The organism is Dactylosporangium sp. NPDC050688 (assembly GCF_040654515.1).
Lineage (GTDB): Bacteria > Actinomycetota > Actinomycetes > Mycobacteriales > Micromonosporaceae > Dactylosporangium.
On sequence record NZ_JBFAIC010000056.1, the window covers coordinates 51965 to 75696 of the forward strand.

Consider the following 23732-nt stretch of genomic DNA (forward strand, 5'->3'; position numbering starts at 1 on the left):
ACGAACGCTCATCGGCAAAAGTGTGCACCCAGCGTCGATCGGCCAGGGGCGGGCTTGCGTACGGAGTGTCAAGGACGCTCGAACCGGTTTTTGCCCGTCGACGACGACACGGAGCGTTACCGTCACTGACGAGTCGCGCTCGTGGCTTCGTTGGTGAGAACGGTTCTCACCAACGAAGCCGGTGCTCGCTCGGTGGTGTGAGCGGATGTGGGGAGTCGTACCGGACATGCCGTAACGTCGTTGCGGAACCGTTCATGCGTGCGCAGCATTGGTTGCCCAGACCACTCGCTGTTGAGGGGATGCCTCATGCCGGTACAGATGACCAGACGGGCGCGCTATTTTGTCGATGTCCACGGACATCGTGTCGATGGCGGGATGAGCGACGCCGTCCGCGGCAGTTGGCAGACGCGCGGCATCCCGGCCGCCGTCGTTCATCAGATGGCGGCGTTCGAGACGCAATGGGGTGGGCTGCTACTCCCACCGGCACCGCGTTACGACGGCGGGCCGAAGATGTTTCGCAGCGGCACGCCTGAGATCGACGCCGTCGGGGAATGGTGGTTCGAGGCTGGGGACCAGCGTTGCTCAATGGGGTACTCGTTCTGCGTTGGCCCGCGTGGCGAGTTTGCCATCGAGGACGGCCGCGGCAGGGCCGTGCTGCACGAGTCGGTCGCTGGTTGGGTTGAGTCGCTTGCGTTGGCCCATTCGGCCGCTTTCTGGGCGCCTCATATTACGACGGTCCACGGCACGGCGGTGGACAACCTGGACCTTTCCGCGATGGAACAGTTCCCGGAGGTCGCTGGGGTGTCCGACACCTGGTGGCGAGGCGAAGAGACCGTCGTTGCTGCCTACCGCGGCGAGGCTCAGCTGTTCGGCGACCCGGCATTGCAGGTCGGTACGGTATACAGCGGCATCACCAAAGCGGCCATCCGCCTCGACTATTGACCGCGGTCCGCGCGCTCCGGAGCGAGCCGGTCATCGCCAGATCCTGTCGATCCTTCCGGCACGCCACCGCGAGTGGATGACAAGAGGCTGCGGGCTGGCATCGGTACTGGCGTAAACCGCAGCGTCGCGAGGACGGCCGGCGTTGTATCCGCGCGCGAGATAACGTGCACGCTCATCGGCTTCCAGAGCGCATGGGTCCACAGAGCATGTCGGCGGGACGGCACACACAGCGTGACGATCACGGCCGAGCCGCAACGCCCGACCGGCGGCAGATGACGACGCCAAGATCACCGGATGAAGATTGATCATGGCCAAGACAGGGACCTCGGGTGGGGCTAGGTCTGGCGCTGCTCGGCGGTCCACAGCAGGTCGGTGAGCACGAAGCCGGGCAGTGCCACGTCGGCTCCCGACGTGATCTGGAACGTGCCGCCGCGGGTCGCCGGGACCCAGCCGGCGCGCAGGCCGTGATCGATGAGTGCGCGGACGTCGGCGGCCACAGGGTACGGATACCGCTCCTCGGCCGCTGCCGGATGAGCACGCTCGGCCACGTCCGCTTGCAGGGCGCAGCCGGTCTTGCCGCCGCCCCACACCCGGATCCGGATGCAGCGGTGCCGGCGGCCGTCCGGGCCGGGCGCCGCCCGCACGTCGGCCTTCCAGGTGTACTCCCGGCCGTCGATGTGCAGCTTCCGTAGCCTTGACCTCATCGTCCCATGATCCCAGCCACCGGGTCGCGCCACCGGTACGACCCTGATGGGCAAGCGCGGAAGTCCGCCGCCCAATGCCCTGCGCGGTCGAACGGCGAGAGGCCGTGCGCTCATCTCGGCCAAGACAGGAAGCCTCGCTTCTGGTGAACCTGCTCCCCGCCGTGACGGGGCTGGCCGGCCGCCGCGCACCAACGGCGGCAGGAGCGTGCGTCACTGCCGGTGGTCCGCTGGACGAGGCGACGGATTGAGCGTGGTTCCTAGCGGTCGGCGTGATGCGTCAGACCAGGACTCGAATCGTCGCAGACTGGAGGGCTGGTGCTGCGGTCAGCGTGATCGGCTGCAACAGCAACGCGTCGAATGCCCCGTGTGGGTTACGAGGGCGGCGGGCGATGCCGATTCGGCCGGCTGGAGTCTTGGATGTCGCTCGGCACCGCGATGGGTCCTGCCGCAAGGACCGCGTCGACCGTCCTGGAGTTCCGACGGCCCGACTCGCTGCGCAGAGTGTCCGGCACCGTGCGGTGCGTCATGTCTCCTGGTGGCGTCGCCGTGCGAGCCGGAAGATGCCGGTGGATCTGGGCGCCGGCCTGCGACCCGGCTCAGCCGACCACGGCCCGCAGGCCGCCGAGCGGCTTGCCCTCTGGGAGTGCCGGCCGTCGCCGTGTTCGACCGAGGCGCCACCGCAGACACCGGCGCTGGAGGTGCACCACAGTTGCCCACTCTCGCCAACGGCTGGCCGTATGAGGAACTCGGTCCGTCGGGGAACACGCAGCTCTTCACCGCGTACATCCGGATTCCCGACCCCTACCTGATGATGTGGGCGCAAGGCGGATATGGCTTGAACGACGTACTCCTCGTCGCCGACGGCCTGAAGCTGTCGTCGCGCTGACCACCTGTAGGGGCTCAATACTCCGATGTGGCGTTGACCAGCGGCGGCGTGGCAGGAATCCTGCTACCCGCCACGGACGCCACCCTCACCGGCGCCCCCGGTCCGGCCACGCGCCATAGCCTCGACTGCGGCAGCGCCACCGTCCTGCTTGCCGAAGACGAGGTGGCGCTGCGGCAGGTCGCCGAACGCATCCTGCACCGCGGTGGCTACCACGTGCTCAGCGCCGCCGACGCCGCCGAAGCCCTCGACATCGTCGACCGGCACCCCGGCCCCATCGACGCGCTGGTCACCGACGTCATCATGCCGGGCATGCTCGGCACAGCCCTCGCCGACACCGTCCTCACCACCTGGGAGGTGGCCGCCCAGGCTGGTGACACCTTTCACGAACCGGTCTTGAGGTCGGGTGGGATGTCCGCCGAACGGCGACGCCGCGACGGCAAAAGCCCAAGGCGGCGCCGTCGGACTAGAATTGATCAGTGCATGTCGGTTCGCTGTCCCGGCTGGTGCGACCGACACCCCCGCCCCCTGGGTGGGGGATCGCGGTCGCCGCTTTGCTGATCGTGGTCGAGACCCTGCTGGTCTATCCGCTCCGGCAGGTCATGGCACCGTACTTCCCGGGCATGATCTACGTCGTCGGCGTGCTGGTCACCTCGATGGTGTGGGGCATGTGGCTCGGGCTGACCACCGCGGTGCTCAGCACGCTGGCGTTCGTCTTTTTCCACGTCCAGCCCGTCGAGAGTTTCGCTGCCTCGGACATACTGCAGGTCGTCGTGTTGGCGGTCCTGCTCGTCGTCGCGGTGGCCACGAGTGCGGTGGCGGACCTGGCCCGGGCGCGCACCGCCCAGGCCGAGGAGTCTGATCTCACCGCTGAGATGGCCCGGCTGCTGCTGTACGCCGACGACGTTCCCGCGGTGCTGCCCGCCGTCGCACAGTCCATCGCGCGGTCCCTCCAGCTGCCGGACGCCGTGATCCACCTCGCAGCCGTCCCCGGTGACGACCGGCACGCGGCGTTTCCCCTGCACGCCGAGGCTGCCCAGCTCGGGACCCTGGTGGTGCCCGCCGAGTTGCCCGAGCTGACGGCGCGGCGGCTGCGGCAATGCGTTGTGCCGACATTGACGTCGCTGCTGCACGCCTGCCGGGAGCGTGCGACCGTGCTGGACTCGCTGGAAACGAGCCGGGAGCAGTTGCGCCGGCTCGCCGCCGAGCAGGCCGCGTTGGGGCGGGTGGCGAAGCTCGTGGCCCATGGCAGTCCTCCACCCGACGTCTTCCACGCGATCACCACCGAGCTGCACGGACTGCTGCGTGAATACAGCACGTGGCTGTGTCGCTACGAATCCGACGGCGGGGTCTGCATTGTCTCGACCAACCTCACCGGCAAGCTCTCCGAAGGGGTCCGCCTGCCGATCGAGGGCGAAAACGTCCTGGTCAAGGTGCGGGAAACGGGGCGCGCCGCCAGAGTGGACAGCTTCGAGGGCGCGGCCGGCCCTGCCGCCGCACTCGCCCGTGATACGGGCATCCGCGCTGTGGTCGGGGTGCCGATCGAGGTCAACGGGCGGCTGTGGGGCGTGGCAGGCGTGGCGTGGGCCCGGCCCGAGCCGCTGCCGCCAGGCACCGAGGCACGCGTAGCGGAGTTCACCGACCTCGCCGCCACCGCCATCGCCAACGCCGACAGCAAGGCTGAGCTCGCCGCGTCCCGGGCCCGGCTCGTCGCCGCCTCGGACCAGGCCCGCCAGCGCATCGAACGCAACCTGCACGACGGCGCAATGCAGCACTTCCTCGCCGTCGCGATGCAGCTCGGTGCCACGCAGGCCCTCCTACCGGCGGAGCCGAAGGAGGCCGAGGCGGAACTCTCGCGCGCCCGGTGCGATCTGAGCAGCGCCATGGACAACCTGCGCGAGATCTCACGGGGCATCCATCCGACGTTGCTTGCCTCAAACGGTCTGCCGACCGCGCTCAAGGCACTCGCCCGCAGATCCCCGGTGCTGGTCGACCTCGATCTGCACACCGGTCAGCGCATGCCACCAGTGGTTGAGACGGCCGCGTATTACATCGTTTCCGAGGCGCTGACCAACGCGGCCAAACACGCCCACGCCACAGTCGTGCACGTACAGGCGACAATCCGGAACGACGTCCTGCACCTGTCGATCCACGACGACGGCATCGGAGGCGCCGACCCACACCACGGAACCGGCCTCACCGGCCTCCAGGACCGCGTCGAGGCACTCGGCGGACACCTCACCGTCACCAGCCCCACCGACGGCGGCACCCGGCTGTCGGCCACCATCCCGACCACATCCATCCCCCTGCACTCCTCCTGAGTAGGCGGACCGCTCCTTGACGTCGGGCGATCCAGACCGGGTCGCTTGTGCGGGTCAGCGCACCGAGTGCACGTGGGAGAGCTCCAGATCCTCGATGTCGGCGACGGCCAGGGTGGAGCCGTCCGGGCTCACCGCGACGATGCCCCCGCCCTGTTCCTTGAACTCGGCGATCGGATGCCAGCGCTTGTCGCTGGTGGCCTTCGCCCAGTACTGCGGCTCCGGCCCGACGACAGCGCCGGTGGTGGCGAGGAAGCTCGCTGCCACCTGGGCGCGTGCCTGGTACATCGCCGCCGTCGCCGTCGCGCGGGCCGCCACGTCGGCGCGCACCAGCAAGGCCAGCGCGATCGCGACGCCGACGAGCAGCACGACCGCCGAGGCCGCATAGGCGATCCGCTCGGTCGCGGTGAACGCCGCGATCGTGGCGAGCACGGTGGCGACGCCGCCGACCGAGGCGATCGCCGTGCCCGTCCACTTGCTGACGGCCAGGGCGCCCGCCGTGATCACCTGCTTGTCGAAGGGCGTCTTCCAGCCGGCGACGCGGGTGTCGTCCGCTTCGAGCAGGTTGAGCGTGATCAGCGCCTGCCTGATCGGACCGGCGAGGTCGTCACCGGCCTGGTTCACGACGCTCGCCGGCAGCTGCACCTTGTCGTTCACGCGAACCACCCCCGCATCGGCGGCGTACCGGCGGGGTGCCTCATCGCCCCGCTGCGGCCGACTCGACGTGCAGCGACCAGCCGACCGGCACCACGACATTGACCTGATGGTCCTCGCCCAGGCTGACCGTCACGTCGCCGATGCGGTACGGGCCGTTGGGGCCGTCAGGCGGGCGTCGGCCCGCGGCGAAGGACGCGATCCAGGACAGTGCGGAGTTCCAGTTGATCGCGACCTCGTTGGTGGACCAGGACTCGATGTCGTCCAGGTAGCAGAACTGCGGTTTGGGGCGTTCTCCGCTGGGCGTGTGGAACAGGACCTTCTTCGCCTTCGGGTCCTCCAGGCCCGGGTTGGGCCCGCCGGCGATGGACCCGGCCGGAGGCTGGGGAAGCCTGGGGTCGAGCTGGTGACCGTAGATGCGGCTGTGCTGGTTCTGGGAGCTGCGGCTGCCATAGCCGGTCACGTAGGAGTTGTTGAGCGCGTTGCGGCCGAGGATGAAGTCGAGGCCTTCGAGGACACCGTCACGGTAGCGTTGGTCGCCGGTCAGGTCGAACGCGGTGGCGATGACCATGAGCTTGTTGAGGATCACGCTCGTGGAGCCCCACGTGTAGTCGTTCTCCCCGAGCGGGACACCGTAGGCCTGGTCACGAATGGTCTGCAGATAGTGGTCGGCGGCCTCACGAACCGAGGATCGGGCGGCGTCGCGGTCGTTGTCGGCCAGGTTGCTGGGCACAGTGGCCAGATCGATCCGGCCGAGCGGCGCGACGAACTTCCAGTCGGGTCCGGTGTTGCGGAAGGCGTCACCGGTCCAGTAAGGCGATGAGCGCAGGTAATCGAGGTACGGCTGCTCACCCGTCGTGATGAACAGCTCCGCGGCGGCCCAGTAGAACTCGTCGCGGACGTCGGTGTCGTCGTAGGCGCCGCCGCCGTCGCTGTCGTCCGGCCTGGCGTACATCGCCGGATGATCCTGCGCGGCCTTCCACGCGGTGCGCGCCGCGGCCAGGCAGTGGTCGGCGAACGGGCCGTCGAAGGTTTTGAACAGCCGGGCGGCCTGGGCCGCGGTCGCGGCGAGGTTCAGGGTCGCCGCGGTCGACGGCGGGTGCAGCTCACGGACCTGGGGATCCTGGTCGGGCAGGCAGGGCAGACCCGTCCAGCCGCGGTCGTGGACCTTGTGGTGGACCATGCCGGCGTTCGGTTTGCCGTCCGGGACCTGCATGCGCAGCATGAACTCGAGCTCCCAGCGGGCCTCGTCGAGGACGTCCGGGACCTTGTTGCCGTGCTCCGGGATGTCGAGGGTGCCGTCGCCGAGCGCGTCCGGGTCGCCGGTCTTCGCGGTCCTGGCGCGCTCGTACAGACCGAGCAGCTGGGCCGTGGCGATGCCGCCGTTGACGACGTACTTGCCGTGGTCTCCGGCGTCGTACCAGCCCCCGCGTACGTCAAGTTTGTAGTCGCCGGTACCGGGCTGGCAGGGCACGCTGGTGTCGCCCTGGTTGGGCGGCACACCGACATGGCCGGCCGGGCGGGCGTAGCCGGGCGCGAGCACGTCGTCGATGGCGATGCCGCTGCGCTGCACGTAGAAGAAGTGCAACGCGTCCCGGCGCAGCCGCTCATAGATGGTGCCGGCGATCGTGAACGGGAAGCTCTGCTGCCCGCCGACGCGCAGCACGTAGCCCGTGCCGGGTGCGGTCACCGTCGAGAAGTCGACCGAGTGCACCTTCTGCCCCGACGACGCGTCCAGGCCGCGCGGGGTCGACCGGCCGGACGCCACGACCTCACCCGCGCCGGAGACGACCTGCCAGGACTGCGGGTCGGGCGCGTCGGTCACCACGGTCGCGTGCTTCGGCCCGTCCGGCAGGTAGCCGACCTGGTTGACCCGCACCGGAGGGTCCGTCTCCGGGACGTACCACGGCCACGGCTCGCCGCCGACCAGCGAGACGTCGTCGAGGGTGAACGTCCACGGCTCGCCGGAGCCGCCGATCTGGAAGGAGACCTGGCCCCGGCCAGTGTCGAGGTTGGAGGTGAACGAGTAGTGGTACTGCTGCGGGTTCGTGGTGAGCTGCACGTCCTGCGTCCACGTCGCCGTGTACGGCTTGTCGCCGAGCTGGACCTGCGCCTTGATCGTCACCGGCCGGCTGGCCGACGCGGTGAATGAGATCGAGTACGGGGTGTTGGCGCCCAGCCGGATGTCGTTCTCACCGACGAGCACGTCGTAGGGCTTTTGCGTACCGCCCGGCACCTGCACCCGCAGCTTCCCGTCGGCCGCCGCCAACGCCGTCCCGGCAGAGAACCAGCCCGCGGTGTCGTTGCCGTCGAACGTGCCGTTGAACACCTGCTCACGAGGTTCCTTGACCGTCACCATGCCTCGACCATGCCTCGCAAACAGGGCGCCACCACACCGCGGGACCCGCAGGCGCATCTCACACCGTCACCCATCCCCCGAACAATCACCCATTCCGGTACGGGGTACGCGGTGGCCAACCGCCAACCGCCACCTCGCACCGCAGCACGGGTGGTTGAAGTGCACCAGCAGTTGGTTCGGCGTGTAGGTGGTGCCGTCGTTCGAGCCGCTGCCGGACGACCTCGATACCCAGGGGCATGGCCTTGGCGGTGTCGACCTCGACGAGCAGCACCGGTCGCTGCGGCACGTGTGCCGCAGCGATGCGCACTGTCCGCCCGGCGGGGTCGTAGCCGATCAGGCTGGTCGGCGCGTCGTCCGTCGGGGTCGCCGCCACGACCGGGACCGCGCCGCACCGCAGCGCCGGCAGCATGTCCGGGTGCGCCGAGCGCACCTGCAGCAGCGACACATCGCCAGGCAGTCCTTTGGCCGCGTGTACCGCGGTGTTGGCGGTCCGCACCGACGTGGCGAACGACGCGCCGAGCCGGACCGTCGTGAGGTCGCCCGGCCCGGCCGCCGCGTCGGCCACGACGCGATCCCGCTGGCCTGAGTCGCGCAGCGACACCGCGAGCTGCCCGGCGAGCCGAGTGGTGACGGCCTCCTCCATCTCCGGACGCCGGCTCGTGATCGACGCCCGCATATATTGATGCATGTCTCCATAGATGGTGATAAACCTTCCCGGGTACCCCGCGGGTGCCTCGCGAGGCGCCGTAACGCCTGGCAGGGCGGTTCGGAAGATTCGTACCGATAGATCGGTATGGTCACTTGGCGCGGATGGGTCTATCTCGCTGCATTCATAGCTTGATATCAATCTCCGACACACCCTCTACAACAGGAGTGCGACGTGCGGAGATCCCGACTCGTTACCCTCGCCCTGAGCCTGGCGGCCGCCCTCGGCGCCACGTTCGCGGCCGCAGCGCCCGCCAGCGCCGCCGCCACCGATCGCTACGTCGCCCTCGGCGACTCGTACGCCTCCGGTGTCGGCGCCGACAACTACACCGCCGAGAGCGGCTCGTGCCAGCGCAGCGCCAACGCCTACCCCGCCCTGTACAACACCAACGTCAAGCCCGCGTCGTACCGCTCAGTCGCCTGCTCCGGCGCCACGACCACCGATGTCGTCAACACCCAGCTCTCCGCCCTGTCGTCGACCACCACCCTGGTCAGCGTCACCGTCGGCGGCAACGACATCGGGTTCTCCAGCATCATGACCACCTGTGTGCTGTACGGCGAAACCGACTGCATCGCGGCCGTGCAGGCCGCCGAGAACAAGGTGCGCAGCCAACTGCCGGCGAAGCTCGCCAGTGTCTACAACGGCATCAAGAGCCGGTCGCCCTCGGCCCGCGTCGTGGTCGTCGGCTACCCGGTCTTCTACCAGCTCGGCACGGTCTGCATCGGGCTGAGCGCGAACTCCCGCGCGAAGATCAACGAGGGCATCAACCTGCTCGACGACATCACCAAGACGGCCGCTGCCACCGCCGGGTTCAAATTCGCCGACGTACGCTCGACGTTCGTCGGCCATCAGCTGTGCAGTTACGGCGAGAAGTGGTTGCACGCGCTCAACTACGCCAACCTCGGCATCTCCTACCACCCGACCGCCGCCGGCCAGTCCGGTGGCTACTACCCGGTCTTCCGCTCCGCCGCCGGCTGACCCGGCGCCCGCGTCCGGGCAGGACTACCCCTGCCCGAACGCGCGGCGGTCCGGCGCGAACCAGGAGCTGTGGACTCGACGGCCGCCCGGGGTGCTGACGGCACGCATACCGTACGGCGGATCAGGACTCGGCTATTTGCACAGCACTGTCACGAGGAGGATTGTTGCCGTCCCATCCTGCACCGCGGCACGCTGGGCATCCGACAGGTCCCTGTCCTCAAACTCGCGCTTGAGCACGCCCTTCCCGAGGTCGGGGAGACCGCGCAGCCGATACACCCACACCGATGCGTACGGCGCCGCCCCTGCAGGTTGGCGTCCCCGAGCCGCCTCGTCGTATGCGCCGTACCTGCTGGGCACATTCGACTGCTGCAGCTGCACCTGGCGCAGGTGGAACGCCTGGAGAAAATCACCGTGCGACGGCCCGTACCAGTACGACCGGGAGACGTCCTCGACCCGGTCGTACCAGCGGTAGGTCTCCGTGAAGCCGTCGATGCGAAGTCCTGCGATGCAAGGCGGGTGTTCCGACCGCCAATACCACCAGACCCCAAGAGCGCCAACCAACGCCACGATGATCGCCGCCGCCCAGCCCGCAACAACGCGCGCGCTCCGAGACGACTTCACATCGCCGACTGTACGTCCCGTTGTCTCCAACAGTTACTTCGTAGTGTCCAGGGCGGAGGTTCTGCATGAACGCGGGTCCGGTGATGATCGTCTGGGCGGTCCGGTCGGTTTGTAGGCCGCCCATCCGTCTGAGCTGGTGTTTGAGCTGACCATGGTCGGCCTCGACCCGGTTGTTGGCCCGCGCCGGTCGCCGCTCGGCGCCTCGGTCTACATCACGACCGGCCGTTCGAGCGGGCAGGCGTTGCGGCTATGGCACCGCGGTGCCCAGGAGCAGCCACGCCACGACGGCGCAGACGGCGCCGAGCGGTAACGCGACGATGACGAGCGATGCCGGGGCCCACCAGTCGACGCGGCGGACCACGCGTGCCGGCAGGCCCTGGGTGCGTAGCGGTGCCAGTTCGCCGCGCGGTGCGGTGATCGTCGTGACGGCGAGCCCGGCGGCGCCGAGAAGGACCGAAAGTGTTGCGGCGAGCAGGAAGAAGCGCAGGGCGAGCGCCGAACCGGCCCGGCTCAGCACGGCGCGTTCGTCAGCGACGGTACGCCGCCCGACGATGGTCAGCCCGGCGGCGGTGAGCGCCTCGACGATCGACGCGGGGGCGTCACGGGCGAGCCATACCTCGCCGAAGCCGGTGATTTCCGAGTCGGTCGCCGCCCGGTCGGCGGCCTCGAGGTCGACGAGGGAGCCGCGTTTGCCGAGCCGGGGCAGCCGGTTGGCGTGCCCGACGACGGCGCCGCCGAACGGTCCGTCGAACGAGGCGTACGAGCCGTCCGGCGGCAGCGGGCCGGTCGACACCAGCGCGAGGGCGGCCGGGACGTCGGGCGGGAGGAGGCTGCCCGCTTCGCGGCGGGGGGACGGCGGCAGCGTGACTGCGAGCCCGTCGACGGCGGCGGCGGCGGTCGCGCCGGACGGCATCCGCCAGTCGGCGCCGAACGGCTCTCCCTGGATGGTGTGCAGGGTCAGCCGGGCCGGCGCTCCGAGGTAGTTCGGGAGCCCGACCTGCAGCGACACGAGCCGGCAACCGGCGGTACAGGCCGGGGACGGGGCGGTGTACGTGCGCCGGCCGAGCGATATGGTCCCGAAGTCGATCTGGACCCGATGGACGCCGCCGTTCGGCGTGACGATCGCCGTCAGCGTCGCCGGCTTGCCTGCGAGGTCGACGGCGGTCAGGTCGAGGTCGACGGCGGCGCCGGTCAGCGTCAGGCCGGCGCCGGCGGCCGGTCGGAGCCGGGAGGCGAGCGCAGCGACCGGCTCGGACGAGTAGTCGGCGTGCCAGTACACGACCGCTGCGAGGCGCGTCGAGTCGACGGCGAGGGACGACGGCAGGTTCGAGCTCACGGCCGGGATCGGTACGGCCGCCATCGCGTAGTGACCCTCCGGGTCGGCGGCCCGGGTGGCCTTCAGCAGCTGGGTCCGGGTGGTCTGGCCGATCGAGAGCACGGTCGGCGCACCGACCGTCAGCTCGGCTCGGTGCTGCTGCTCGCGGTCGGCGACGACGGTTTCGAGGCCGGCGAAGCCGAACGAGCCGGCCGCGACGACGAGCAGGACCAGCAGCCGGTGCGCGGCCGGTCGCCGGGCCAGCCGGAAGGCGGTCAGCGCGCCGGCGAGGGCGCCGCGGCGCAGGCTCCGCCCGGCCAGCCGGAACGACAGCGGCCGGAGCAGCCGTGCCGCGACCAGCGCGAGCGCAGCGATGACCAGGGCCGGAGCGACGAGCGTGACCCCGGTCAGCACGCCGCTGCGCCGCTGGAGGACTGCGACGACGGCGAGCAGGACGAAAAGGGTCTCCAGGAGCAGCGTCCGCACCCGGGCGGCGCCCCCGTCCACCTCGCGCAGCAGCGCGACGACCGGCGCGCTGACCGTCCGCAGCTGGACGGCCAGACCGGCGAGCAGCGCCCCGAGGACGGCGATCCCGGCGTAGGGCAGCACGGCGGTGTCCACGTGGGCCCGGGCGGGAGCGGCCATGCCGACGATGAGCCGGCCCACGAGCAGGCCGACCGGGGCACCGGCGAGCACGGTAAGGACCGTCTCCCCCGCCGCGAGCCACCACAGAATCCGCCTGGGTACACCCCGCAACAGGACGACGCCGAACTCGTAGCGGTGCAGGCGGGCGACGTTGGCGACCGCGAGCAGGATCACCGCCCAGGCGAGGACGACGACGGGGATCGCGGCGAGGGGCACGATCCGGTGTGCCTGCTCGCGGCTGCTGTCGATGCGGTCGAGCAGGTCGCTCAGCGCGGTGTTGACGCCGATGTGTCCGTTGTCGGCACTCGCGGCCGCGGCGGCGAGCCACCCGCGCAGCGCCGGGAGCCGGTCGATGGTGATCGCGTCGCCGGTCGCGTAGGCCTCGAACGTCTGCAGCTCGCGCGGGTGGTCGGCGCCGGCGAAGGTGTTGCGCGCGACGTACATCGGGTCGTTCTGGTAGTCCTGCTCGCTGCTGACGGCGCGACCCCAGTACAACCCGGCCGGGTCGCGTGGTTTGACGAGCCCGACGACCGTCATCGTCCACGGCTGGCCGGCGGGGACGAACACGTTGAGCGCGCTGTTGAACGTGGCGGCCTGATTGTTCACCCGGTCGCCGACGGCGAGGCCGAGCCGTTTGGCGACAACCTCGCCGAGCACCGTTTCGCCGCCGCCCATCAGGCACCGCCCGGCCACGACGACCACCTCGGCGCACAGATCCTCGCGGAACGCGACACGGCGGACCTGGTCGCTGCCGGCCGTGTCCCGGCCGGCCGGCATCGCGACGAACTCCGTGTTGAACACGCTGACGAACCCGCTCAGCTGGACCCTCTCGGCGGCAAGCCGCTCGAACTCGTCGGGCATGGCACCGCCCGAGGCCCGCTCGACGGGTGCCGACACCCAGAGCGTGCGCTCGGCGTTGCTGGCGTGCTGGACCTCGCCGTCGACCACTGCCCGGTCGATCGCGGTGAGGTAGATCGGCGCCGCCACCGCCGCGGCCGTGGCCAGCACCGCGAGGAGCCACAGGGTCAGTGCCTGCCCGCGCCGCGCGCGCAGCATCGCCAGCATCAGCGCCGCCATTGCTGCCCGCTTCCCTGGTACTGGGGGGCCAGCGCGCAGCCGGAGAACAGCGCGGCGATGACCGCCGTGGCGACGAGGATCGCGACTGCGCGCACGGCCGGGGCGCCGGCCGGGTCCGGCCACTGGTCGGTGAACACCGGCACCGGTGAGCGGGTGACCGCCCGGGCCGCGGCGGCAACGAGCGCGGCGGTCAGCGCGGCCAGCAGGATCGGGACCAGCGCTGCCCAGCGGCTCGCAGCGCTCAGTGCCCGGGCCGGCATGCCCTGGCGGCGCAGTGCCACGAACTCGTCGCTGCGGGCACGGCGTTGGACAGCCGCGATGACCAGCAGCGCGATCGTGGCGGCGAGCAGCCCGAGCAGGCCCATGAGCAGGCCGAAGCGTGCCGCCGCCGCAGGGCCGAACCGCGCCTGCCGGGCGTCGGCCGCGCCGACCGAGTCCTCGGCGACGATGATCAGCCCTGCGTCGCGGAGCCGGTCGGTGAGGTTGGCCGGTGCGTCGGGGGCGAGCCACACCTGCTGCCGCTCGGCTCGTGGCGCGCCGCCGGCGACCCGGTCGGCGTACTCGAGGTCGACGAGGATCCCGCGCGTGCCGATGCCCGGTAGCAGCGGCGCGGCGATCACCTCGACGGGTACTGCCCGGCTGCCGAACGGGTCGATCGTGCTGGTGCCCCGCCCGCCGGATCCGGGCAACCGTCCGGCCACTGCGGCCGGCAGCGGCACGGGAGCGTCGACGACGTAGAGCCGGTCGTCGACCGGCAGTCTTGACAGGCCGGCCGTAACCGCGGCGAGTGCGAGCCGCCCGTCGTACGAGCGCATGCTGATCGTCGCGGCGATGTTGCCGGCGCCCGTACGCCAGCGGCCAGGGTCAGCGAAGACGGCCGGCGTGATCACGGTCTTGCCGTCGGCGGCGAGTTGCCGCAGCTCGACCGCGCGTCCGCCGACGAGTTCGAACGAGACGAGCCGGCAGCCGTGCCGGCAGTCCGGCACGCTCGCGCTGACCGTGCCGCCCGCACCTTCGACCGGCGTGAAGCGGGCGGTCACCGGGACCCCGGTGGCCTCGACGACGACCGCGGCCAGCAGCACCGGTGGTCCGGTCGGCGGCTCAGCGCCGGCGTCGGGCAGACCGTCGGCTGCCGGCACGCTCGCCACCAGCGAGAGGCTGGTGCCGGAGAACACGATCGGCGCCGGGGCCGCCGGTCGCAGCCGGCGGCTGTCCAGCGACGCGGGCGCGGCGAGCACGTACGGCAGCCGGGGCGAGTCGACCGCGAGCACCGGCTCGCCGGCCGGACCGAGTCCGACCACGACGGCCATCGCGTCGCGGCCGCCCGGATCCGCGGCGCGGACCGCGTTGAGCAGGCGGACCCGATCGCCGGAGGCGACGGTGAGGACCCGCTGGCCGCCGACCTCGACCTGGGACCGGTCGTGCCGGGCGTCGCTCGCCTCGGCCCAGTCCTGGGCAGCGAGCATGAACAGGCAGCCGGCCGCAGCGAGCAGCGGCAGCATCCGGTACGCCGAGGAGCGCCGGGCCAGCAGCAGCGCGCCGAAGCCGGCGGTGAGTCGTCCGTTGACGAGCGCCGAGCGGCCCAGGGCCGTTGCGGCAGGCACCAGGAGCCGGCCGGCAAGGATCGCCGCCGACGCGGCCAGCAGCGCCGGGGCGAGCAGTTGCAGGCCAATCGTGCCGCTGCCGGCGAAGCTCTGATAGACGCTCGCCCCGGTGAGTGCGAGCACGCACACCTCGACGACGGCGGTGCCGAGCCTGGGCGGTTTCGGGGAGGCGGTGTGCAGCAGCCGCTCGACCGGTAGCCGGATGGTCCGCCAGTCGGCCAGCACCGCGGCCGCCAGGGCGGCGGCCAGGACACCACCGGCGATCGGCAGCCAGCCCGGCCCACCGGCGAGTGCTCCGACGGCCGCGCCGATCGCCGCCCCGGCCGCGAGCGGTACGCCGCTCTGCCCGCTCGTGGCCACGAGCAGCCGCCATCGCCGTGCGCCCCGCAGCGCGAGCTGCGCGGCGTCGAGCCGGCGTTCCTCGGCCGCATACCGCGCGGCGACGGCCATCGCCAGCCAGCCGATGACGGCCAGTTGCGCCGCGGCGACGAGCACGCCGCGCTCGACGGCCTGCCGATCGGCGGCGATCCGCTCGGCCAGCGCCCCGCCGGTCGTGCTGGCCTGCAGCGGCACGCGACTCATCCGGTCGACGGCGGACGCGAGGTCGCCGCCGTGGGTGAACACCGGCGGACTGAGTATCGCGTCGAAGGTGGCCCGGACGCCGGCGGCGGCGGCGGCCACCGTGTCGAACGTCGTCCAGGCTGCATCGGCCGCCGTTGCCCAGTACCACGACAGCGGGTCGGCCGGGTGGTAGATGCCAACCAGCCGGAGCGGTCGCGGCACCGAGCCCGGGCTGGTGGCCACGTCGAGCCTGTCACCGACGTGCACGCCGAGCCGCTCGGCGCTCTGGCCGCTGAGGACCACTTCGCCGGTCGCTTGTGGACAGTGCCCGTCGATGACGGCGTTGGTGCACAGGTCTTCCCGGTACCGTAGCGGGATGAGCAGCCGACGCTCACCGGCGGTGACGGTGCCGGCGGTCTCGATGCCGACCGCCTTGCCGTCGACGGGCAGCGCCAGGGCCCGCTGGGCAAAGTCGGCGAACGAGTGCAGGACCGTCTCCCCGGCCAGGTCGACCGAGACCGTGCTGCTCGCGGAGACGGTCCGCTGAGACTGCGGGGTGGCGGCGATGCGCGCGGCGGTGGCTGAGTCGACCGCCCGCGACGCGTACCACGGCGCGACGCTCAGCCCGGTGGTGACGAGCGCGGCGAGCAGGAACATCGCTGTGGAAACCACTCGGCGGGCGGCGAGCGCGCTCCAGATCAGCGGGATCATTCGCCGGTGACCCACCGGTCGGCGCAGCCGGCCTCGGTCAACCGGTCGGGCTGCGCCACCGGTCTACAGCCCATGCTGGCGATCCCGCCCGTCCGGTTCACTGGATCAGTCTATGGGCGAGCCGAATATGGGCAATCCCGTTGAGCGCTGTTGCGTTCGCCGATCGGAGGGCGGGCTTCACTGAGCAGGGAGCGGCACGACGCGTTTGATTTTTCCGGTGGTCTGGTCCGGCAGGAGGGCCTCGACCGGTTCGACGGTGAGGGTGACGGGGAAGCCGAGCCGGTCCTGGACCGCATCGCGCAGCGCGTGCTCCAGACGCGGCGCGGGGGTCCCGGCCGGTTCGTAGCGGATGTGCAGGTGCTCCGGTCCGCGTTGGATGAGTTGGTACTGCCTGACCCCGTCGACCCTGATCGACCACAGGGGCAGTTCGGGCACCTCGCGGGCGCCGAGGCGCAGGACGGTCGCGTCGCGGCCGAGGGGGAAGCTGAGCGTGCCGAGGTCAGCGTCGGTCCACACGGCGACGTCGCCGATGCGGTAACGGACCAGCGGCAGGGTCTGGCGGTAGAGGGTGGTCACCGCGATGCGGCCCGGCACGCCGGGTTCGGTGATCGGCCGGCCGGCGGGGTCGAGCAGCTCGACGTGGTGCAGGTCGTCGTAGACAGTGAGCGTCTCGACGCCCGCGTCGCGCTGGTAGCCCAGGGGGCCGGTCTCGACGGTGGAGTAGCTGTTGTGCGGCGGGCCGGGCCAGCCCGCCTCGATCGCGGTGCGCTGCTCAGGTTGCAGGCCTTCGCCGACGCTGAGCAGGTGCGCGGGCGGCAGCGGCAGGTGCCGGGCGGCGGCGAGGCCGGCGAGCTGGACGAGGATGTGGGGCCGGGTGAGCACGACGTCGGGCTGAAAGTCCAGGACCAGGTCGAGCAGCGCCTCGGGTGGGGCGAAGACGTCGGCGAGCCGGACGTCGAACTCGCCGCCGAGGTGATACATCCAGGCGTTGCCGCCGTTGTGCCGGTCGACCAGGCCGATGTAGAGCAGGGTGCGGGCGTCGGGGCGGGCGGAGCGGACCGCCCGGGCGGTGAAGGCCTCCAGGCTCTGCGCGAAGTCGCGCAGGTGGTACAGGACCGGCAGCGGGGTGCCGGTCGAGCCGGACGAGGAGAAGAGCAGGTGCGAGGCGTCGTACTGGCTGCCGAGCTGGAACGGCGCGGCGGTGTACCGGTCCGCGGTCTGCCGTGTGATGCCAGTGCCGGCGGCGAACTCGTCGAACCATGCGATGAGGTGCCGCTTCTCCAGCATCGGCAGGGTGTCCGGGCCGAGGTCACGGCCGGCGTACAGGCGGCGGTAGCCGAGGTTGCCGTCGCGCAGGCCGGTGGCCAGGGCGAGGGTGTCCGCCCAGCCGTACTGCCGGCGGGCGGCCGGGGTCAGTGCCTCGATCCGGGCCCGGCGCAGGCGCTGGCGGGCGAAGCCCTCGACGACGAGGGTGCCGAGGCGGGGAGCGCCGGCGGCGGTGGGGACGACGGTCATCGCACTCCCTGCAGTGCGGGCACGGGCAGGCCAGCCGCGGTGAGCTCCTGCGCGGCGTGCCGGTCGATGGCGCCGAGCCAGCCGTCGACCGCCCCGCGCAGCGCCGGCGGTGCGGCCATCGCGGCGTACACGGGGCGTTGCCGGCAGCCGTACTTCCGCTTGATGTAGTAGGTGCTGCGGCCGAAGTTGACGATCTTGCGGCGGTGTTCGATCGCGTACCGGATGACGCCCGCATACAGGTAGTTGTAGTGGCCGAACTCGGCCAGGCTGGCGTAGTCGAAGCCGATGCACCACGGCGCGACCTCGGTGCCGTCGTCCAGGGCAAGGCAGGCCAGCACCGGCTGGCCCCGGCCGAGGACGGTGAAGACGACCGCCGAGTCGCCGAGCCGGTCCAGCGTCGCGGCCAGGAACGCCTCGGTGAAGAACTGCGGGCTGTCGTGGTGTTCCGCGGTACGGCGGACGAGACCCGCGATCAGTCCGACGTCACCGGTGCCGCGCCGCACGTCCAGGACCGCGCCGGCCTGTTCGCTGCGCTGGATGCCGCGCTGGATGTTGTGCCGCTTGGCGCTGGACCGTGCGGCGAGGTAGCCCTCGAAGGTGTCCCATTCGACGTCGAGCAGGTTGGTGCAGGACAGCAGCGCCAGCGGGTGGCCGCGGCCGGCGAGCGCCGGCAGCAGCGGCGAGTCACCGGGGACGAGCGGGAAGGACAGGATCAGCTCGGGACCCTCGGCCCGGTGCAGGGCCTCGATGCCGTCGAGCACCGCGGCACGCCGGTCGTCGTCGCCGGCGAGGATCTCGCTGGACTGGGCGTACATGCTGTGGGCGACGAACATGGCGGCGTCGGGCAGGCCGGCGTCGACGTAGTGGCGCTGGAACATCTCGAGTTTCGGGCAGTGGTGGGTGCGGTAGAGGGGGGCCACCGCGGTGACCCGCCCGTCGTCGACCGCCACGACGTGCCTGGCGTCGGCCCGCACGAGACCGCCCGCTTCCAGGGCGCTCAGCCAGGCGTGCCGGTGGAAGACCGAACCTCCGTGCGCCGCGACCACGGCGTCCCACTCCCCGGCCGGGATGTCCTCGATGCTGTGCAGCACACGGAGGTCGGTCACGGCACGGTCAGATCTCGCCGAGCCAGACCCGCCGGAGGTGGCGGTTGCGGTCGGTGTACGCCGTCCGCGAGTGCACCAGCCGGTGGTTGTTCCAGATCAGGATCGAGTTCGGGGTGAAGTCGATCGCCACGTGGGCGTCGTCGAAGTACTGCAGGACCCGTTCGCGGACGCCGAGGATGAACGGCTCGTCGTCGGTGACGACGCAGTTGTAGCTGAAGCGCAGCACCGGCGGCCGACCCTCGCGGATCTCCCGCAGCGGGTGCTTCGCCGTGCGGCCGAGCGCCATGTCCTGCACGCCGGCGCTGGATACGAACGTGTACTCCTGGGCCGACAGCTTCGTGCGCTCCTCCTCGCTGAAGGATTCGTACAGCGGCTGGAGGTCGGCCAGGGTGGTCTGCCCGCCGCCGTCCGCGGCCGGGACCAGGCACCACAGCGCGAGGTACTTCGGCGGGAGGCCTTCGTACTCGTAGCACTCGGTGTGCGGGTTCAGCGCCTTGGTGTTCAGCGAGTGGTAGAGGTTGTCGAAGCGCTCCTGCGCCTTGATCGACCAGATCAGCTCGCCGTCGTACTGCGGCATGAGCGGGCCGAACTGCTCCAGGTAGGCGACATGGTCGAAGCCGTCGGGCACTGCGTCGAGATAGACGTAGCCCTGCTCCTCGAGCTGGTTGGCGACGGTCTTGAAGTCGGTGTCGGGATAGCTGAGGTGGCTCAGTGGGCGTGCGGTGTCGGCTTGCATCTGCTACCTCCTCGACAAGGTGGCGACGCTGGTGGCGTGCCCCCGGTGGGTTGCTATTCGGTGCTCGCCTCCACCGCGGCCGGTTGGGCCGTGGTCTCGTCGTTGCCGGCCTCGTTGCCTGGCTCCTTGCGAGGGGCGAACCGTGCGCGCAACTGCGGGGCCAGCACGATCAGTGCGAGACCCACGAGAATGACCACGACGCCGATGCTCTGCCGGGTGGACAGTGCCTGGTCCAGCACGATCCAGCCGGCCACGACACCGACGACGGGGACCAGCAGCGAGAACGGCGCGACCTTCGAGGCGCCTTCCTGCTGGATCAGCCGGTACCACAGGTAGTTGCCGAGCCCGGTGGCGAGCACCGCGATGTAGAGCAGGGCGCCGAAGGTGTCCAGGCGCATGTGGGTGACGGTGCCGACCTGGCCGTGCTCGAAGATCAGCGACAGCGCCAGCATCGGCGGGATGACCGCGACGGACTGCCAGACCGTCATCGTCCAGGGCGAGATCTTGCCGGCCTTGCGCAGGACGATGTTGGAGCAGGCCCAGCCGGCCGCGCCGATGAGGACGCAGGTGACGCCGAGCAGCGGCGCGTTCTCCCCGCCGGAGACGGACAGCACGGTGAGGCCGGTGCCGCTGATGGCCAGGCCGGCCCACTGCAGCGCGCCGAACTTCTCGTCGAGGAAGAACCAGGCGAGCACGATGGTGAGCAGCGCCTGGCTCTGGATGATGGTCGCGGACACGCCGGCGCTGACCCCGAGCTTCAGGCCGAGGAAGAGCCCGGAGAACTGCACGACACCGTAGAGCAGGCCGACCGCGACGATGTACTTCCAGGCCAGCCCGGCCCGGCGGGTGAAGGGCATGAACAGCACCGCCACGACCAGGTAGCGCAGGGCGACCAGCAGGAACGGCGGGACATCCGCGACCGCCTCGTCGGCGACCACGAAGTTGAAGCCCCAGACCACGGCGACGAGGACGCCGAGGAGGACGTTGCCGAACTTCATGCGCCCGCACCGCCGGTGGTGCGTGGGTACAGGTCGGTGGAGATGTACTTGAGGCCGCTGTCGACGGCGGCGGTGACGACGGTCGCCCCGTCGCCCAGGGCGGCGGCGACCCGCAGCGCGGCGGCGACGTTCATGCCGCTCGAGGTGCCGGCGAAGATGCCCTCCTCGCGGGCCAGCCGCAGGGCGGTCTCGCGAGCCTCGTCCTCTTCGATGACCATGACCTCGTCGTACAGCTCGGGGCGCAGCAGCGGCGGGACGAAGCCCAGCGCGATGCCCTCCACCCGGTGGGAGCCGGCCTCCTTGCCGGAGAGCACCGCCGAGGTGCTCGGCTCGACGACGTGCACGGCGATGGTGGGGTCGTGCTCCTTGAGTACGTGCGCGACGCCCATCGCGCAGCCGGCGGTGCCGACGCTGGCCACGAAGGCGTCGACCTTGCCACCGGTCTGCGCCAGGATCTCCCGGCCCATGGTCCGCTGGCCGACGGCGTTGTCAGGGTTGTTGAACTGGTCGGTCCAGTAGGTGACGCCGTGCGAGGCGAGCTCGCGGGTGCGGTCGATGATGCGGGGCATCAGGTCCGGCGTGATCGCACCGCCGACGCTCGGCACCATGATGACCTCGGCACCCAGCGACGTCATCGTGCGGATCTTCTCCTCGCTGAACGCGTCCGAGGTGACGATCTTCAGGGCGTACCCCTTGACCGCGCAGACGAAGGACAGGGAGGAGCCGGTGCTGCCGCCGGTGTACTCCACGATCGTGGTGCGCTCCGGCGAGATCTGGCCCCGCCGCTCGGCCTCCTCGATCATGGCGAGCGCCATCCGGTCCTTGTAGCTGCCGGTGGGGTTGAAGTACTCCAGCTTCACCAGCACGCGGGCATTGAGCCCGGCGGTGAGCCGTTGCAGCGGCACCAGCGGGGTGTTGCCGATGGACTCCAGCGCGGTGTGCAGTACCGGCCGGACGGGCGGCGCCGAATCCGGCAGCTCGTCAACGACGCTCATGGATGGTGGCTCTCCTTCGCGGTTCCTGTGGTGGTCGGCGGCGGTGGCCCGTCAGCTGACGGCGGCCATGGCCGTCTTGTTGAGACACGTGTCGAGCGCGGCGAGGGCCAGGTCGATGTGCGCCTCGGTGATCGTCATGGGTGGGCGGAACCGCAGTCCCCGGTCGCCGCAGGGCAGCACGAGGACGCACTCGTCGGCGTACATGCGGCGCACGACGTCGTCACGGACGGCGCGGCTGGGCAGGTCGACGGCGCACATCAGCCCCCGGCCGCGCGGGTTGTCCAGCAGGTCGGGGTGGGCGCGGGCGAGGTCCTCGAGGCCGGCGAGCAGGTAGGCGCCGCGCCGCGCGGCGGCGGCGAAGACCTGGTCGCGCTCGATGACCTCGAAGATCCTCGTGGCGCGGATCATGTCGGCCAGGTTGCCGCCCCAGGTGGAGCTGATCCGGGACGAGACCCGGAAGACGTTGCCGGGCACCTCGTCGATGCGCCGGCCGCCCATCACCCCGCAGACCTGGGTCTTCTTGCCGAAAGCGACCAGGTCCGGCTCGAGGCCGAGCTGCTGGTAGGTCCACGGGGTCCCGGTGATCCCGCCGCCGGTCTGCACCTCGTCGAGGACGAAGAGCGCGTCGTGCTCGTGGCACAGCGCCTGCATGGCGAGCAGGAACTCGGGCCGCAGGTGGTTGTCGCCGCCCTCGCCCTGGATCGGCTCGGCGATGAAGCAGGCGATCCGCCCCTCCGCGCGCTCGAACGCCGCCTTGGCCGCGTCCAGCGACCGCCGCTCCGCGGCCGCGTTGGCGGCCTCGTGCCCCGCCAGGGGGAACCGGGCGGCCGGGGCGGGGATGCGGGGCCAGTGGAACTTGGGGAACAGCGCGGTCTTCGCCGGGTCGGTGTTGGTGAGCGACATCGTGTAGCCGCTGCGTCCGTGGAACGCGCCCTCCAGGTGCAGCACGGCGAGATCCTCCTCGCCGGCGAGCCGCTGGGCCTTCCAGTCGAAGGCCGCCTTGACCGCGTTCTCCACCGCCAGGGCGCCGCCGTCGACGAAGAACAGGTGCGGCAGCGCCGGGTCGCCGAGCACCCGGGCGAACGCTTCCACGAACTGCGCATATTCCACGGTGTACACGTCTGGGTTGGAGGGCTTGTTCACCGCGCCTGCGGCAAGCCGCGACATGAAGTCCGGGTCATCCACCAGCCCCGATGGGTTAATACCCAGAGGTGCGGACGAGAAGAAGGAGAACATGTCCAGGAAGCGGCGCTGCGACAACGCGTCGTGCAACCACATTCCGGTGCTCGCGCCGAGGTCGAGCACGAAGTCGTAGCCGTCGACAAGAATATGTTTCGAAAGTGACGGGTGCACCTCTTCGGCGGTCATCCGCCGACTGGCCGAGCCCCCCGTAGCACCCTGCAGGACCTGCCGGTGCTGTTCAGCCACATCCGCTCCCCCAGGACCAGTCAGCAGCCTCACGACCTGCCGACATTCTCAATGTCACCTGCTGAAAGAATCATGACCAGGGTTCGAACATTGACGAAGGTAGCAACGCACGATAACGCGCGTCAACCCGGTCGAAGATGACCTGAATTCACGTACAGCACGATCGGACATTGCCCGTATTGGGAGTGCACTGGACCTTTCGCGACCGGGAAGCAGTCAATTATTTCGAGAATGTTATGCCGTCGTCGGAACTGAATCACAACGGCAATATCCGGAGCAGGTCCAGCATTCCAGTCGATGTGCCGTGCATGGCCGTCGCCGCCTGTCGCGCGGCGCGGTCCGGGCGCCCCCTGCGGGACGCCCGGACAGGTCGGCTCAGTACAGGTCGTCGATGGGGACCGGGGTCTGCTTGATCACCTGGTCGTTCTCGTCGCAGCACCAGCACGGAGCTGAAGTCGGGGTTCTCGTCGTCCTCGTCGCCGTCGTCAGTGTCGTCCAGCAGCAGGACCAGCGTGAGCGCCGCGCACCCACGCGTCGAACGTGGCGCCATCGAGCGGTCGGTCACCCGCGGGACCACGCCTGGTTCGCTCCGCCGGTGCAGTCCCACAGCTGGATGCGGGATCCGTTGGCGGTGCCGTTCTGCGCCACGTCGAGACAACGCCCGGAGGCCGCTCCGGTGATGCTGCCGTTGCTGTTGAGGTTCCACTGCTGGTTGGTGCCGCCGTTGCAGTCGTAGATGACGACCGCCGTGCCGTTGGCGGTGCCTCTGCCGGTGGCGTCGAGGCACTTGTTGCCGTACACCCGCAGTTCCCTCGCGGCGGTGCCGACCCACTGCTGGTTCGTGCCGGAGTTGCAGTCGTAGATGATGACCTGGGT

At 70.7% G+C, this 23732-nt stretch carries 19 protein-coding genes and 1 pseudogene; 5 read left to right on the forward strand and 15 right to left on the reverse strand.

The window, feature by feature from the left end; all coding sequences use genetic code 11:
• Window positions 1-306 precede the first annotated feature (306 nt).
• A complete protein-coding gene (locus AB0H83_RS37945; RefSeq protein ID WP_360103780.1) occupies window positions 307-942 on the forward strand; it encodes a hypothetical protein in 636 nt (211 codons plus the stop codon).
• Between the two features lie 335 nt (window positions 943-1277).
• Here the strand turns inward: AB0H83_RS37945 and AB0H83_RS37950 are convergent, their stop codons facing one another.
• Window positions 1278-1646, reverse strand: coding sequence for an integrase (locus AB0H83_RS37950; protein WP_360103783.1), 369 nt, complete (start codon window positions 1644-1646; stop codon window positions 1278-1280).
• Between the two features lie 709 nt (window positions 1647-2355).
• Between AB0H83_RS37950 and AB0H83_RS37955 the strand changes: the two genes are divergently transcribed.
• Genes AB0H83_RS37955 through AB0H83_RS37965 form a run of 3 tightly spaced genes read left to right on the forward strand, consistent with a single transcriptional unit; the run spans window position 2356 to window position 4850 of the window.
• Window positions 2356-2532 carry a hypothetical protein gene (locus AB0H83_RS37955; protein ID WP_360103786.1) on the forward strand — a complete coding sequence of 59 codons (177 nt, stop codon included), beginning with the start codon at window positions 2356-2358 and terminating at the stop codon, window positions 2530-2532.
• Window positions 2533-2559: 27 nt separating this feature from the next.
• On the forward strand, window positions 2560-3090 hold the full coding sequence (locus tag AB0H83_RS37960) for a response regulator (protein WP_360103789.1): 531 nt from the start codon (window positions 2560-2562) through the stop codon (window positions 3088-3090).
• Window positions 3091-3092: 2 nt separating this feature from the next.
• On the forward strand, window positions 3093-4850 hold the full coding sequence (locus AB0H83_RS37965; RefSeq protein ID WP_360103840.1) for a DUF4118 domain-containing protein: 1758 nt from the start codon (window positions 3093-3095) through the stop codon (window positions 4848-4850).
• Window positions 4851-4904: 54 nt separating this feature from the next.
• On the opposite strand, the gene AB0H83_RS37970 is transcribed toward AB0H83_RS37965, so the two are convergent.
• From AB0H83_RS37970 to AB0H83_RS37980, 3 genes are all read right to left on the reverse strand, one after another.
• On the reverse strand, window positions 4905-5504 hold the full coding sequence (locus tag AB0H83_RS37970; RefSeq protein ID WP_360103792.1) for a hypothetical protein: 600 nt from the start codon (window positions 5502-5504) through the stop codon (window positions 4905-4907).
• Between the two features lie 40 nt (window positions 5505-5544).
• Complete coding sequence (locus AB0H83_RS37975) at window positions 5545-7860, reverse strand: glycoside hydrolase family 9 protein (RefSeq protein ID WP_360103795.1); 2316 nt, start codon at window positions 7858-7860, stop codon at window positions 5545-5547.
• A gap of 85 nt (window positions 7861-7945) precedes the next feature.
• Entirely contained in the window at window positions 7946-8548 is a 603-nt protein-coding gene (locus AB0H83_RS37980; RefSeq protein WP_360103798.1) for a DUF3103 family protein, read from the reverse strand.
• 192 nt (window positions 8549-8740) lie between these two features.
• On the opposite strand from AB0H83_RS37980, the gene AB0H83_RS37985 reads away from it, so the two are divergent.
• A complete protein-coding gene (locus tag AB0H83_RS37985) occupies window positions 8741-9544 on the forward strand; it encodes an SGNH/GDSL hydrolase family protein (RefSeq protein WP_360103801.1) in 804 nt (267 codons plus the stop codon).
• Window positions 9545-9676: 132 nt separating this feature from the next.
• Here AB0H83_RS37985 and AB0H83_RS37990 read toward each other — a convergent pair whose 3' ends face one another.
• From AB0H83_RS37990 to AB0H83_RS38040, 11 genes and pseudogenes are all read right to left on the reverse strand, one after another.
• Window positions 9677-10165, reverse strand: coding sequence for a hypothetical protein (locus AB0H83_RS37990; RefSeq protein ID WP_360103804.1), 489 nt, complete (start codon window positions 10163-10165; stop codon window positions 9677-9679).
• 55 nt (window positions 10166-10220) lie between these two features.
• Window positions 10221-10403 (reverse strand): annotated as a pseudogene (locus AB0H83_RS37995) (DDE-type integrase/transposase/recombinase); the annotation flags it as partial.
• A gap of 9 nt (window positions 10404-10412) precedes the next feature.
• Entirely contained in the window at window positions 10413-13202 is a 2790-nt protein-coding gene (locus AB0H83_RS38000) for a hypothetical protein (protein ID WP_360103807.1), read from the reverse strand.
• Complete coding sequence (locus AB0H83_RS38005) at window positions 13190-16078, reverse strand: hypothetical protein (RefSeq protein WP_360103810.1); 2889 nt, start codon at window positions 16076-16078, stop codon at window positions 13190-13192. Before AB0H83_RS38005 ends, AB0H83_RS38000 begins: the two co-directional genes overlap by 13 nt.
• A gap of 177 nt (window positions 16079-16255) precedes the next feature.
• Window positions 16256-17593 (reverse strand): hypothetical protein, encoded by a 1338-nt coding sequence (locus AB0H83_RS38010; RefSeq protein ID WP_360103813.1) that lies wholly within the window; start codon window positions 17591-17593, stop codon window positions 16256-16258.
• The gene (locus AB0H83_RS38015; protein WP_360103816.1) at window positions 17590-18699 is read right to left on the reverse strand and encodes a GNAT family N-acetyltransferase; all 1110 of its coding nucleotides are present in this window, start codon (window positions 18697-18699) and stop codon (window positions 17590-17592) included. The genes AB0H83_RS38010 and AB0H83_RS38015 overlap by 4 nt, the downstream gene beginning before the upstream one ends.
• A gap of 7 nt (window positions 18700-18706) precedes the next feature.
• Window positions 18707-19435, reverse strand: coding sequence for a TauD/TfdA family dioxygenase (locus AB0H83_RS38020; RefSeq protein ID WP_360103819.1), 729 nt, complete (start codon window positions 19433-19435; stop codon window positions 18707-18709).
• A 53-nt stretch (window positions 19436-19488) separates the two neighbouring features.
• A complete protein-coding gene (locus AB0H83_RS38025; RefSeq protein ID WP_360103822.1) occupies window positions 19489-20433 on the reverse strand; it encodes an EamA family transporter in 945 nt (314 codons plus the stop codon).
• On the reverse strand, window positions 20430-21428 hold the full coding sequence (locus AB0H83_RS38030) for a cysteine synthase family protein (RefSeq protein WP_360103825.1): 999 nt from the start codon (window positions 21426-21428) through the stop codon (window positions 20430-20432). The genes AB0H83_RS38025 and AB0H83_RS38030 overlap by 4 nt, the downstream gene beginning before the upstream one ends.
• A gap of 51 nt (window positions 21429-21479) precedes the next feature.
• Window positions 21480-22796, reverse strand: coding sequence for an L-lysine 6-transaminase (gene lat / locus AB0H83_RS38035; protein WP_360103828.1), 1317 nt, complete (start codon window positions 22794-22796; stop codon window positions 21480-21482).
• Between the two features lie 621 nt (window positions 22797-23417).
• Window positions 23418-23732: ricin-type beta-trefoil lectin domain protein (locus AB0H83_RS38040; protein ID WP_360103831.1), on the reverse strand; the 315-nt coding region annotated here is incomplete at its 5' end.